This window comes from Kitasatospora sp. NPDC053057 (assembly GCF_044546945.1).
Classification (GTDB): domain Bacteria; phylum Actinomycetota; class Actinomycetes; order Streptomycetales; family Streptomycetaceae; genus Kitasatospora.
On record NZ_JBITZP010000080.1, the window covers coordinates 1 to 12,982 of the forward strand.

Below are 12,982 nucleotides of genomic sequence, written 5' to 3' on the forward strand. Positions count from 1 at the left end.
CCCAGCGCACGCCCTCGGCGACCAGGTAGCGCACCGCATCGAGCAGTTGGCGGTGGCAGTAGCCCTCCGGGCGGCCCCCTTGTCCGTTCAGCCAGGCCGGGACCGGCAGCAGCGGCCGCACGATCGCCCACTCCGCGTCGGTGAGGTCGGAGCCGTAGCGGCGGGTCCGGTCCGGCTGGTCGGCGGCATTCCCGAGCCGGTGTGCGAGGCAATCGCACGACATGCCGGAGCTGGACGCGGACGCTGCGGACACGCCAGAGTGGGACACCAGGGGCCTCCTGATGGTTCGTTGACTCGACATCACCGAACTGTGCAGGAGGCCCTTCTCCTATGCGCCGACCGCGGAGCGATCACCTGAACGAGGCTGATGCGAGCGGAAGTTCGAGCAGCAGCCGTATCCCTCGGTTTGGAAATCGCTTCTGACACAAGCAGCCGTTGTCCCGACTTCTATGACAACCGTCCCGGCTTCGCTGTCACAGGTCACCCATGCCTCCCCCGAGGCAGCCTCGGGCCCTGTCCCACCCTCGACTGTCGCGTCCTCACCACACACCGGGGGATCACGGGCACCCACCCACGTCACAAGCCGCGCAGCACCCCATCCGACAGGACACACGACAGCCAGACGCGCCCGATGCCCGCCGGGATGGTCCGCCGCGTCACTGCGAACGGTGCCTGCCGCATGGAAGCCCTCCACAGCTCGGGTGCCAGGAGCTCGCGGGGCCGGCCCCCCTTCGCTGTCACTGGAAGCCGATACCCTCCGGCGGGAACGGGCGGCTGGCGGGAGTGGACGTGGACATCGAGGAGATGCTGGACCGGCTCGGTGAGGTGATCGGGCCGCCGCCCGCGGGCGGAGTGGTCCCGGTCCCGTGGGAGCAGGGGCCGAAGGCGCTCGGTTTCCAACTGCCCGCGGACTACCGGGCGTTCGTCGACCGGTACGGGATGGTCAGCATCCGAGACGAGCTGCACATCTACGCACCGTCGGCGGCGCCCAGTCCTGACACCGGGCAGCCGCTCGGCTTCGAGGGATTCCTGTACTGCACGACGGAGCCCTACGGATACTGTGCCTGGCTGGCCGAGTGCTATCGGGACGGGGACTACGACGAGTGCCCCCATCCGCTGTTCCCGGCCGAGGGCGGGCTTTTGAAGTGGGGCAACAACTCCAACTCCGACCACTTCTTCTGGCTGACGCGGGGCCCGGACCCGGACCGGTGGCCCGTCGCCGCCAAGTTCCACTCGATGCGGGAGTGGGACCTGTTCGAGGGCGGCTTCCTGGAGTTCCTGCTGGCGGCGGTGACGGAACAGTACCCGTACCACGAGGACGTCGTGCCCGGCGGGACGAAGCAGGCCGGTGACGGCCGTGCCTATCGCTTTCGGGGAGACTGGTCGAAGCAGCCCTGGTAGTGAATCCGCGGACGCGGCCGTCGGCCGGCTCCGGACAGCTCCGGCTCGGTAGCCCGCCCAGCCAGAGTGATCGTCCGGTGACCGGGGTCCGTGACGCTCTCCGCTGCCATCTTCGCGTCCTGCGCGTACTGCTTGGCCCACTTCAAATGGCCTCTGACGACGTCTCCTCAAGCGGGCCGTCCACCGGCGTTACGCGGCCAAGAACGCCTCCTCTGCCCGGGCCTGCTGTTCCTTGACCTTCTGGGCGCCGGCCTCCCCCAGGATTTGTTGGATCGTGTAGGCGGGGCACTCGCGGATGTGCCAGGTCTCGGTGGTGCCGGCGGTGCCGATCGCGAGAGTGCGGATGTCGCCGCTGTCCGGGCCCGCCTGGCAGTCCTCGCAGTCGAGGCGGCGGGTGTTCGGCTGCTCGGCGTGGGGATCGGTCACAGGGCACCGGTCTGGCGAAGACACCGTCGAACGCGGCGGTGAACTTCGCGTCCCGGTCGCGGATGAGGAACCGGAAGCACCCGGCCCTGTCTCCCAGGTCCATCAGCAGGTTCCGCGCGAGCTGGGCCGCCCACGCTCCTGTGGGGTGGGCGGTGACGCCGAGGACGTGGACGCGCCGGGTCTCGATCTCCATGACGAAGAAGACGTAGAGGCGCTTGAGGAAGACGGTGTCCACGTGCAGGAAGTCGCAGGCGAGAAGCGTGTGGGCCTGTGTGCGGATGAAGGTGCGCCAGGTCTGCCGGGAGGCGCGCTGTGGTGCGGGCGGCAGACCGAAGCGGCGCAGGATGCGGCGGATGGTGGCGGCGGCGACGCGGTGGCCGAGCCGTCGCAGCTCGCCCTGGATCCTGACGTAGCCCCAGGTCGGATTCTCTGTGGCGAGGCGCCGGATGAGCGCGACGATCTGTTCGGGTAGCGGTGGCCGGCCGGACCTGCCTGGTGGCTGACGCCACTTCCAGCGCACCAGGCGTCGGTGCCAGCCCAGCAGCGTGCCCGGGGTGACCAGCCGGTGCCGGCGCAGGGCAAACGGCATATGGCGTGCGAGAGCAAAAAGTACGGCGCGGTCGGCCCACGACATCCGCGGCCGCCCGACCTGTCGGCGCAGCACGGCGACCTCATGGCGCAAGGCGAGGATCTCGGCCCTGTTCGCGGCAGCGGAACGGCCCAGTAGGACGAGCCAGCCCAGCAGCCGACAGAAGATCAAGTACAGCAGTCGCAGACCCACAGTCAGTGATCATGCCCGGGACGCGGCCGCCCGGAAAGCCGCTGGTCAGCCGCTGTACGGCAGTAAAGACACCCTTCAGGGCTTTGCGGTCGCCCTGTGCCTGTAAAACGACTTCTTGACACGTGGGATGATCTCCCGCAGGTTATCCCGCAGAAATCCGATGTTCGGCACGTCGATGATGTTGGAAAATGCGTTCGCTTCTACGCCGCACGCGCGGAGGAGGGAAAGCATGACGAGGACGTAGATCGACTGGGAGATAAAGTAGAGGTCCCCCGGTCGCAGGTCGAGCTTCTGATCCTCGTCGTGATGAGTGAGCCGGTTGCGCACGTTGACGGCGACTGATCCCCAGTGGTTCACGTTGCCGACAAGTAGGGGGAAGACGTCGCCGACATTCGCCGCCAGCGCTAGTAGGCGGTCACGTAGCCGAGGCTCGTTGCTGTACATAATCTGGCTGCCGAGCCATTCAGCTGTGTCGGATCCCAGACCACCCTCGACGGCCCGCACGATCGCGTCGCGGTACTCCGCATATGCCTCCGACGGGCGAACGTAGTTCGGGAATCCAATTCTATGCAGCGTCTCGGCAGCTGAGATCACGTTGTAATAACGGTTCTCTTCATAGATTTGCGTCGCATAGTGAACCGTCAGCAGTGCACCCAGAACCATGCGGTGCGTGCGCGAGACCTCGATCCAGCGGCCGATGCTTTCGAGGCCACCGATTCGATCAAATGGAAGCAGGATCTCGTGCTCGGGCTTGTGCCCGGGTAGGCGGACGCGCTCCGCGAGCTGTGCCATGCTCAGGTCCACACGGACCCGGACGCTTTGTGCTTCTGCGACCTCGCGCACGAGGTCCTCCCGCCAGAGGTTGATCTCGATCGGGACGGCAGGGGCGTCGACCGCAAGCGTGATGAAGTCCTGGATTCCCTTGAGGTCCACCAGGATCTCATCCAGGGTTCTCGGCTCTGCGTACTTCAGCTTCAGGTAGGGCTGCTGCTCGATGCTGGCTCTCGTGAGCCTGTCGCCGCTGGATGAGAACGTGGACCCTAGTTCCAGCTCCATCGAGCCAATGGTTACGGATTCCTTGGGTGCAATGGTGAGGGCAGCGCCGACCTTCGATACGTTGGCGAAGTTATTCGGCTCGAAAGTTTCGATGTTTATCTGGAACTCTCCGCGCCTGACCCACGGGGCGAGCTGGTCGAAGCAGACTGAGAATTCGTCGAACGTGATGCTCTCTGGGGTTTCGAAGTGCTCACCGGAGAAGAGGAAACTAGCGCGGAACGTCTCCATCGCGATTCCGGGCATGCTGGCGCTCAGACCCTCAGACTGGCAGCCCAGCAGGGTCAGCTTTTTTCTACCAGCGAAGCCGTGGATGAGCATTACGCGGGGCGTGGCGGCCGTGAAGGTTTCCTCGACCGGCGTCAGTCCACCGAACAGCTCCAAGGAGACCCCGTCGGCCGGATCGAACCTGATGCGTCCGGGGACCGCCCGCTCCTGGTTCCCAGCTTCCCAGAAGACACCGTCGGCTTCGAACTTGTCCATGAGCCCGCCTTCTTCGTGCCCTTCGGCTTCCGTCCGCTCCGCGAGCGAACGCCTCGCGAATCCTACCGATCCGCCGTCTCGCAACGCGCTCTTCACCGTTTGCCGACCCTCACTAGGGCACTGACACGGCGACCACACCGAGCGCCCACTGCGCTTCATGCTGCACCGGTTCCTCTACCCCTCTGCCCACCTGCGAACTGGTCAGCGGCAACTGCCTCCCCGGCCTCCGGGTCGGTGTCAGCGACGCCTCCCACAGCAGCCCCCAGCGGGCCGACAACGTCATAGAGCAACAGCCACTGAAGTCGCCAGTCAGCTGGCCTCGCCGCGATCCGGTTCGGCGGCGGCCGGCGGACCCGGCCGCCGGGTGCGGCAACAGCGCACGCGACAAGCCGTCCGCGCGCTGGTCAGGTTCAGGACGACACCGTCTTGCTGGGGTCCCGGGGCGGGCCCCGTGTGGCCGTCACTTCTGGAAGGGGCTCGGTTCCCAGGCCTTCCCGCCGGTCGGGTACCTGTACAGCGGCCGGCCCTTGACCGCGCTGGTACGGAACGGCGCGCCGTCGCCCAGGCCGATGGGCAGCGTGCCCGTCCGGTTGCCGCTGGACCACTCCAGTTCCAGGTACCAGCTGACGTCGTGGGAGGTGGTCTCGGCGTTGACCTCGATGACCTCCGGATCCCGCTCGCTCACCTTGAGCGGCAGGCCGGTGCTGCCCTCGAACACGACCGGGCGGGGGCGGGCCGCGTCCAGGTCGAGGTCGAACGAGTGGACGTCGACTCCGCCGCCGCAGCCCTCGCCCATGGAGTAGGCGTTCCAGGCCAGCGGGGCCGCGATCCGGGCGATGCGGACGTTGAGCGCGGTCAGCACGACGGTGTCGCTGCCGATGCCCTGCACGGTGAGCCCGATCGACTGGTAGTGGCCGGCGACCGCACCGGTCTTGGCCACCCAGGCGGGGGCGTCCACCACTGCGGGCGGACGGGGGACTTCCGACGGCGGGCGGTCGATCACGTACTGGTTGCACTCGGGGTCGTCCCGGCGGGACGGGCGGACCGTGACGGTGATCGGGGCACTCGCACCCTGGTCCGCGGCGCCGGTCGGCCCCGACGGGGTCACGTCGGCGGCGACCGGCGCGGCGCCGGGGGGAGAGAGCGGGGCCGGGGATCCGGCGGACGGCCCGGTGTCCGCCGCCGGGGCCGGAGCGGACGTGGGGTCACCGCCCGGGTGAGTCTTGAGCCCGGTGGCGACGGCCCCGAGGGCGGCGAGCACCGCGGCGGCCGTCACGGCGGCGATCACGCCCCGGCGTACTCGCCGGTGCGGCGGCACGGCGGGGGTACGCGCAGGGGCGGCCGTCCCGACCTCCACGACGCCTTCGGCAGCCGGTCGCGCTTCCGGTTCCGGTTCGGGAACCGGAACCGTTTCCGGTGCCGTTTCCGGTGCCGCTTCCGTTTCCGGTGCCGTCACCGGAACCGCCGGCGGGGCCTCCGGCGCGGGGGCGGGTGCGGACGCCTGCCGGTTCCCCCGCGACGTGTGGGCGACGACCCACAGCCGGTAGAGCTCGGTGCGCTCCTCCGGTGTCGCCCGGCACAACCGCGCGAGGCGCTCCAGCGGATCGAATTCCACCGGCATCACGCCGCCGGTGCAGTAGCGGTGCAACGCCGACGTGCTCACGTGCAGCCGCTTCGCCAGCGCGCCGTAACTGAGACCCGAACGGCTCTTCAGTTCCTGGAGCAGCCGTGCGATCTCCTGCGCCTCCCTCAACTCCCCGGTCCCCTCCAACACTGATTCCTCCACCCGCTCGCGAACCCCCTCGGAGCTACCGCCGCGGTGATCCGGCCCGTCGCCGGCAACCGGATAGCCGGCAACCGGATCGCCGGGACGCCGATCCGACGTGAGCTCCGGGAGACAAGCACGCCGCAGACCGTCTCACGGTTCCTCCGAGGTCGCCGGCGGCACCGGCCGCGCCATCCCGAGCCCCTGCCGACGCGTCCCAGGAAGGTTACGTCTTCCCAGCTCAAACAGGGTAGAGGCGTCCCCGCGTCCCTGATCGCCGGCCCACCGTTGCGGCCGGGACGAACCGGCGCACAAGCTGACGGCGAAACACCGAGAGGGAGCAACTGTGAGCACTGTTCGGGCGGCCCAGGCCGCGATACGCACCAACGACCGATTCCACCGCGGTGCGGTGGCACTGGCGGTGGGCGGGGTCCTGCTGATGTCCGCGGCCTGCGGCGACGGCGACGGCCAGGACCAGGGCGCTGACGCCGCCGGCCCCGTCACCTCTGCCACCCCCGCCACCTCCGCCACGCCCGGCGCCCCCGGCGGGACGGCGGCCACGGCCGCGCCGAGGACGTCGACCGCCGTGCTGGACGTGGAGCCGAAGGACGGGGCCCGGGGAGTCGCACCGACCGCGCTCCAGGTGTCGGTGTCCCACGGCAAGCTCACCGCCGTCGACGTGACCGACAAGGACGGCAAGCACGTCCAGGGCTCGATCACGGCGGACGGCACCGGCTGGAAGCCCGCCGCCGCGCTCGCCCCCGGCGCGGCGTACACGGTCAACGCCCAGGCCAAGGACCCCGAGGGTCTGGTCGCCGCGGCCACCAGCGCCTTCACCACCGCTTCGCCCGGCAAGCAGGTGTCCACCAACGACAACATCGCTGACGGCCAGACCTACGGTGTGGGCATGATCGTCAAGGTGGACTTCAGCAGCGGGATCGTGAACAAGGACGCCGTCGCCAAGGCCATCACCTTCGAAACGGACAACGGGACGGAGGTGAAGGGCCACTGGTTCGGCGACAACCGGATCGACTTCCGCCCGGCGGACTACTGGAAGCCGAACACCAAGGTCACCATCCACTACCGGCTGAAGAACGTCGAAGTCGCCCCCGGTGTGTGGGGCGACGTCGACAAGGACGAACCGTTCACCATCGGCCGGTCCCAGGTCACCACCGCGGACGCCGCCACGCACCAGATGACGATCGTGCGGGACAGCAAGTCCACCACCGTGCCCGCCACCCTCGGCGACGACAAGCATCCCTCCTGGGGCGGGACCATGGTCATCATGTCCAAGGAGAAAGTCACCCACATGAACTCCCAGACCGTCGGCCTGGGCGACGAGTACGACATCCCCGCCGCCCCGCACGCGATGCGGCTGACGAGGAGCGGCACCTACGTCCACGGCAACTACTGGTACAAGGTCGACCTGTTCGGCAAGGCCAACACGAGCCACGGCTGCGTCTCGCTCAAGGACGTGGAGGGCGGCAGCGACACCTCCCCCGCAGGGTCGTTCTTCAACAGCTCGCTGATCGGCGACGTCGTCACGGTCGTGAACACCAAGGAGAAGACCGTCGCCCCCGACAACGGCCTCGGCGGCTGGAACCTCCCCTGGGCCAACTGGTAGCACCCGCCCGCTGAGCAGCCGTCCTCCGCCCGGCGCACCGGGCCGGCCTGGCGGCCGTTGAGTCGATCGAGGTCCTCATGAATCGATCGATCACGTGACCGATCAACGGCCTCGGCGATCAGGCCTTTGAGTAGCGCGGTGAAGACACCGGCGTCCCGCCAAACCCGGAGCCGGCCGTAGACGGTCGGCCAGGAGCCGAACTCGGCGGGCATCTCCCGCCACTGGGCACTGGAGCGGAACCTCCAGATCACCCTCTCGAAGCTCCCGCAGCCGCTCGGGGTACGGTCCGAACCTGCCGACCGGCACACGCCCATCGCGTAGCCGAGCAGACGGCGGGAGAACAGATCGATCACCGTGGCCAAATAGAGCTTGCCCTCGCCGGTATCGATCTCGGTCATGTCACCGACCCACAGCACGTTCGGCGCCACGGCGTCGGGCCGACCAGGTCACGTGACTGCTCGCATCCGGACCGGTGCTGGCACCGGTGGAGCTGCTCCGACTTCACGCCCGTTCGCTACACGACAAGATCCACGATTTCGAGGATCCCTGACATGTTCAAGAAGAGACCACACGGGGGACACGCATGAACATCAAGCGCACAGCCGCCATAGCCCTCTCCACCGCAGCCCTGCTCGCCGGCGGCCTCGCCACCGCCACCACCGCCAGCGCCAACACCGGCTGGGGCTCCATCCAGTTCGATGCACCCGGCCTGAACGGAGCCACGAGCTGCTACGACGTGCCGAACGCCAACGCTTACTCCGGGGCGCAGGTCCAGAATTGGGGATGCAACGGCACCGACGCACAGCAGTGGCAGCTGGAGTACGTCGACAGCTACCACTTCAAGGTCCACTCCGGCCTCAACTACAACCTCTGCCTGAACAACTGGGAAGGCGGGGACACGCGAGGCAACCACGTCAAGCTGTACAGCTGCGGATCCAACGACAGCGTCTGGAACTGGGTTTCCTTCTCCAACGGCGACGTCGGTCTCCAGCCCAAGATCTCCTCCGACAACTGCGCAGACGCCGGGGTCGGTTCCGGTACCGCGATTGTGCTCGGCCGATGCGGTGCCTACGTGGGCGGCGGAATCGCCTCCCACCCGTAACCAGCGAACCCCCTGAGAACACATCACGGCCCCCCGCCTCCAGAACCAGGACGCTGTTGGTTGGTTTGGGGTCCTGATCACTTCGCCCCGGCGAGCAGCAGTTCGGCGGGGCGAAGTGCCGTGAAGCGGCTGGTTCGGGTGGGGGCTCGGGGCGTGTTGGTGAGGTGGACGTCGATGCGCACGAGGTTGATGGTGGCGCCGGTGAGCTGGTGTTGCAGGGCCGTCTTTGCCAGGCCGCGATAGCGAGATCTGCGCAGGCCGCAACGCTGGACGGCCTGGGAGATGGTGCCCTCGACGCCGGCACGGGTCTTGTAGCGCTCCTTCCAGGTGTCGGTGCCTGGTCGGCACGTGCTTGACAGAGGGCTTCGTGTTCTCTGCGGGGCCGCAGTGTCAGGCGTCGGCCGACTGTAGCGCCTGCCGGATCGCTTTGTTCGACGCCGCACCGGGGCGCAGCAGGCGCTGGAGCTGGTCGGCGGTGGCGACCTTGAGGACGCCGAGGGCGGCGAGGACGTCGGCGCGCGGTGCGGTGATCGAGCCGCCCGGGTTGTCGGCGCCGCGCCGTACGTGGTGCGGCCCGGCCGGAACGGCTGCCCGTCGTCCTGGTCGTCGTTGTCGTCGGGCTGGGCGGGGCTCTGGCTACTCACGGGCGTCTCCCGGTGGTCGTGGTCCGCTGGTGCCTCTCCGGGATATCTGGCGCTCCTGACAGCGGCCAAGCCCGTTCCTGGCTCGCGCGGCGCACCCTGTCCACCCACCCCGGATCCGGCTCCCGCCGCCACCCCTGACCAGCGAGCGGGCCGGCACCAGCCGGACGCGAGACAAGGAGAAGCCCACCGTCCCGAACCGACCACCGACAACGCCACCGCCGAGTGCCAGAACGTCCTGCCCGAGGGCCAGCGCGGTGTCCAGCCACTCCTCGGCGCCTGCCTGCCCACTGCCAGGACCAGGCCGGCCTCGCCACCACCGTGGAGCAGATCCAGCTCGACATCGAGAAGACTCGGGACTAACCAGCCCCTCCTGGACCGGCTCCGCGGCCTGCGGCAGCAAGCCCTCGCCCGCGCGAGCCACCCCGCCCCGACCGGCACCCCCTGACGGCAGCCCCCGGCCATGCCCACTGGTGACCGACCAGCAGGACCAAGGCAGTGGATCACGTCCTGCCAACAGCCCTCGTTTGACTAATCCTCACGGACTCGGAGAACCTCCTGTGCGAACCGTCCTCCCCACCCGGCGCCGCTTGTCGCTGGGCCTGGCCCTGGCGGCCGTCCTTACCGGCGTCGGCGCGTACGCCGCCTCGGCCGCACCCACGGCCGCACCCACGGCCGCGCCGACCCCGATAGCCCTCACCTCCCCGGCCTGCCCGGCCAACCTGCAGCAGGGCGAGGCCGACGGCTGCGTCACCCAGCTCCAGCTGGAGCTCAACCTGACCGGCGCGGCCCTCACCGTGGACGGGAAGTTCGGGCCGGCCACCAACACGGTCTTGCGCAACTTCCAGGCCTCGCACGCCCTGACCGCCGACGGCATCGTCGGCCCGGCCACCAAGTCGGCGCTCGACTCGGCGGCGGCCTCCGCCTCCGGCACCGTCGACCTGCGCACCCAGTGCGGCGACCTGCGGACCGGCGCCGCCGGGCCGTGCGCCACGACCTTGCAGACGATGCTGAACAAGTTCGGCGCGGGCCTCACCGTGGACGGGAAGTTCGGCGCGGCCAGCGACACGGCCGTGCGCAACTTCCAGGCCTCGCACGGCCTGACCATCGACGGGGTCGTCGGCGCGGGCACCAAGACCGCCCTCTACGCCAGCGCCCCCACCCCGCTGCCCAGCGGCCCCGTCGACCCCGCCAAGGTCCTGAACGCGGCGAAGTCCTACCTGGGCGTCCCGTACGTGTGGGGCGGCGGCCACTCGCTTCGCGGCGAGGGCCCCGGCCCGTCACTCGGTACCTGCGACGGCTACCACGGCTCGATCCAGCCCTGCCCGGCCAACTCCACCGCCGGCCTGGACTGTTCGGGCCTGGTCCGGGCGGCCTACCGGTTCGGCGCCGGCATCGACCTCGCCAACGGCGGTGACACCAGCGAGCAGACCCGGGACAAGCACCTCACACCGATCGCGGAGTCCCAGCGCCAGCCGGGCGACGTCGAGTACTTCGGGACGGACGCGCACACCACCACGCACGTCGTGCTCTACGCCGGCACCGACCCCGGCACCGGCGCGGACATGATGTACGAGGCCAAGGAGACGGGCACCAACGTCCACTACGTCACCCTGCACACCGGCGGGTACTGGTACCACGTCACGGCCTGACCACGCGGGCGTCGAGCGCGGGACGCCGAGGCCCTCCGGCCCGCACGTCGTCTCCCCCTCAGCGGCCAGGCGCCGGACCAGCTCCAGCCGGACCGGGGCGCCGAGGGCGTGCAGCACGGTGACGAGGTCCCACAGCTCCAGTACCGAGCCCTCCTGACCGCCGATCAAGCCCCCGACATCTCCAACACGGGGCAGCGAGGCGTTCGCATCGCCGCAGTCGATGACGGCCAGGGATTCCATCAGCTCCTGGTGGGTTTTCTGCTGGTCGTGCTCGCGGACGGCCTGGCGCAGCTTGGCGGCTTTGGGCGCACCGACGCGCTGGGACCACCCGGCGGCGTCGAAGCCGCCGGTGCTGGCGGAGCCGTAGGTGCCAGGGCCCTGTGCAGCTTGGAGGAGCGAGCCGGGAGCGCAGGCCAACGGTAGACACCGTCGCGTTCGATCGCCCGTGCCGAAGCGCAGGAAGGTTCGGCCCTCCGGGGCCATGGTATGGCTGTCGACGCCGGCAGCCATACCAACGGATGGGCCACGGAATGCGTCGGAGCAACTTTCCGAAGAACCGGCCCGGGGGATGGCGCGGGCGCGCTGGCGTGTGCCGCATGTGGAACGGCTCGGGCACGTCCTCGCGGCCCGGCCCATCAGGGTCGCTCGGCGGAACCAGCCGAATCGACAAGATCGTCAATAGCACCGAGATCACTGACGGGGTGCTCGTGCAGCAGCCCCGCCGATGCCAGGGGGTACCAGGTGACGGCCAACGCCACCAGTAGGGCGGAGCAGGATGGGCCGACGCAGGCGGCCGAGGCGGCAACCCGGACGCGCCCCGAGGAGCCGGAAGAGACGCTGCGACACACCGGCCAGGCGGTAACGGATGTGGACACTGAGCCGTCCAGCACCCCACGGCCGGCGCGCGGCCCTCAGGGGCTCACGCCTGACGACAAGCGCGCGGCCGCAGGCGATTCCGACGGAACGGACGCCTCCGAGACCGCGTCGGCCGTGTCAACTCATGGGACGGCGGAGGAGACCGTTGGGCCCGGCGTCGAACGGTCCGCCGATGCCGTCACCTCGGTAACCGAAGCGGAGCCCGCAACGCCCGTACGAGCGGAGCAGTCGTCGGGCACGGCCGGGGACTCGACCGTGCCCGACGCCGTGGACTCAGGCGCGCGCGACAGTAGCGCCGACCAGGCGGCCGAGCCCCTGGCAACCACTGCGACCAGGCCCACCAAGCTCCTTGGCACGCACGATGACCGCGCGAAGGAACCGGATAAGCAGGCCGTGCCCGTGACGCCCGGCGGAAAGGCCTCGGACGGCACACGCGCTGACGCCGGCGCCCTGGCGGGAGTCGAGGAGTGCGAAGAAGCGCCGGACGTCTCCCTCGAGGCCCTCGGGTCGGTCGCCACCCCCACCGAGTCGCTACCAGGCATGGTGGTCCCTGGTTCGCCTGCGGGTACACCGGCGGGACCGGTGAGCGGCACAAGCCCAGACCGGGAAGCAGCCGGCACCGGGTCCGGCCGTGACATCCCGGTCGAGCGTCTTGAGGATCCCGGGAACAGCGCGACGGAAGGCGGCACCGGGCGGCCCGGGGTGGCGGAGAAGACCTTGGAGCAGGCCTTGCCGTCGGCGCCGGCGGACGAGCCGCTGAAGGGGCTCGCCGAGCTGACCGGGGCGCCCCAGCGGTTGCGGGCCGTACGGCGCGACGGCCTGCGCCGGGTGGGGATCGCCACCGAGCTGGTCGCGCTGCTGGCGGTCGTCTTCTGCGCGGTGCAGGTGCTGCGTCCGCTGCCGGGACCGGCGCTGGTGATGACGGGTGCGCCGTCATACACGATCGCCGGCGCCCCGCTGACGCCCGCCTGGCCGGGAGAGGGCGAGGCGGCCGTGGAGCTCGAGGGCGTTGGCAGCCTGGGTACGTACGGTGATCAGAAGCCGATCCCGACCGGCAGTATGGCGAAGGTGATGACCGCCTATTACTCCAGTGCGACTTCGTGATCTTTCCCGGGAGCCGGGTGAGAACGGCAACGGCCACCGCGTGATCATCAAGGGTTGTGTGGACTCATGACGAT

10 protein-coding genes and 5 pseudogenes are annotated in these 12,982 nt (G+C 69.5%); 6 read left to right on the forward strand and 9 right to left on the reverse strand.

The features are described from left to right. A partial coding sequence (locus ACIG5E_RS38185; RefSeq protein WP_396541715.1) for a transposase occupies positions 1-223 on the reverse strand: 223 nt, incomplete at its 3' end. Between the two features lie 566 nt (positions 224-789). On the opposite strand from ACIG5E_RS38185, the gene ACIG5E_RS38190 reads away from it, so the two are divergent. Continuing rightward, the gene (locus ACIG5E_RS38190) at positions 790-1,401 is read left to right on the forward strand and encodes a hypothetical protein (RefSeq protein WP_396541717.1); all 612 of its coding nucleotides are present in this window, start codon (positions 790-792) and stop codon (positions 1,399-1,401) included. A gap of 189 nt (positions 1,402-1,590) precedes the next feature. Here the strand turns inward: ACIG5E_RS38190 and ACIG5E_RS38195 are convergent, their stop codons facing one another. Then, positions 1,591-1,827, reverse strand: a complete 237-nt coding sequence (locus ACIG5E_RS38195) for a hypothetical protein (protein WP_396541729.1) — start codon at positions 1,825-1,827, stop codon at positions 1,591-1,593. Between the two features lie 145 nt (positions 1,828-1,972). Between ACIG5E_RS38195 and ACIG5E_RS38200 the strand changes: the two genes are divergently transcribed. After that, complete coding sequence (locus ACIG5E_RS38200) at positions 1,973-2,299, forward strand: hypothetical protein (RefSeq protein ID WP_396541731.1); 327 nt, start codon at positions 1,973-1,975, stop codon at positions 2,297-2,299. Here the strand turns inward: ACIG5E_RS38200 and ACIG5E_RS38205 are convergent. From ACIG5E_RS38205 to ACIG5E_RS38220, 4 genes and pseudogenes are all read right to left on the reverse strand, one after another. Then, positions 2,210-2,461 (reverse strand): annotated as a pseudogene (locus ACIG5E_RS38205) (integrase); the annotation flags it as partial. The gene ACIG5E_RS38200 and the pseudogene ACIG5E_RS38205 overlap by 90 nt on opposite strands. A gap of 222 nt (positions 2,462-2,683) precedes the next feature. Further along, positions 2,684-4,144 (reverse strand): HEPN domain-containing protein, encoded by a 1,461-nt coding sequence (locus ACIG5E_RS38210; RefSeq protein WP_396541719.1) that lies wholly within the window; start codon positions 4,142-4,144, stop codon positions 2,684-2,686. Positions 4,145-4,604: 460 nt separating this feature from the next. Further along, entirely contained in the window at positions 4,605-5,432 is an 828-nt protein-coding gene (locus tag ACIG5E_RS38215; RefSeq protein ID WP_396541733.1) for a hypothetical protein, read from the reverse strand. A 270-nt stretch (positions 5,433-5,702) separates the two neighbouring features. Continuing rightward, positions 5,703-5,930: pseudogene (locus tag ACIG5E_RS38220) on the reverse strand (helix-turn-helix domain-containing protein); the annotation flags it as partial. Between the two features lie 325 nt (positions 5,931-6,255). Between ACIG5E_RS38220 and ACIG5E_RS38225 the strand changes: the two are divergent. After that, a complete protein-coding gene (locus tag ACIG5E_RS38225) occupies positions 6,256-7,533 on the forward strand; it encodes an Ig-like domain-containing protein (protein ID WP_396541721.1) in 1,278 nt (425 codons plus the stop codon). 110 nt (positions 7,534-7,643) lie between these two features. Here the strand turns inward: ACIG5E_RS38225 and ACIG5E_RS38230 are convergent. Both ACIG5E_RS38230 and ACIG5E_RS38235 read right to left on the reverse strand, forming a co-directional pair. After that, positions 7,644-7,839, reverse strand: a pseudogene (locus ACIG5E_RS38230) (transposase); the annotation flags it as partial. Positions 7,840-7,843: 4 nt separating this feature from the next. After that, positions 7,844-7,964, reverse strand: a pseudogene (locus ACIG5E_RS38235) (DDE-type integrase/transposase/recombinase); the annotation flags it as partial. Positions 7,965-8,116: 152 nt separating this feature from the next. Here ACIG5E_RS38235 and ACIG5E_RS38240 point away from each other — a divergent pair. Beyond that, the gene (locus tag ACIG5E_RS38240) at positions 8,117-8,635 is read left to right on the forward strand and encodes an RICIN domain-containing protein (RefSeq protein ID WP_396541723.1); all 519 of its coding nucleotides are present in this window, start codon (positions 8,117-8,119) and stop codon (positions 8,633-8,635) included. 77 nt (positions 8,636-8,712) lie between these two features. Here the strand turns inward: ACIG5E_RS38240 and ACIG5E_RS38245 are convergent. Then, a pseudogene (locus ACIG5E_RS38245) lies at positions 8,713-9,128 on the reverse strand (transposase); the annotation flags it as partial. Positions 9,129-9,836: 708 nt separating this feature from the next. On the opposite strand from ACIG5E_RS38245, the gene ACIG5E_RS38250 reads away from it, so the two are divergent. Continuing rightward, complete coding sequence (locus ACIG5E_RS38250; protein ID WP_396541725.1) at positions 9,837-10,928, forward strand: peptidoglycan-binding protein; 1,092 nt, start codon at positions 9,837-9,839, stop codon at positions 10,926-10,928. A 741-nt stretch (positions 10,929-11,669) separates the two neighbouring features. Further along, positions 11,670-12,908 carry a hypothetical protein gene (locus tag ACIG5E_RS38255; protein ID WP_396541727.1) on the forward strand — a complete coding sequence of 413 codons (1,239 nt, stop codon included), beginning with the start codon at positions 11,670-11,672 and terminating at the stop codon, positions 12,906-12,908. Positions 12,909-12,982 lie beyond the last annotated feature (74 nt).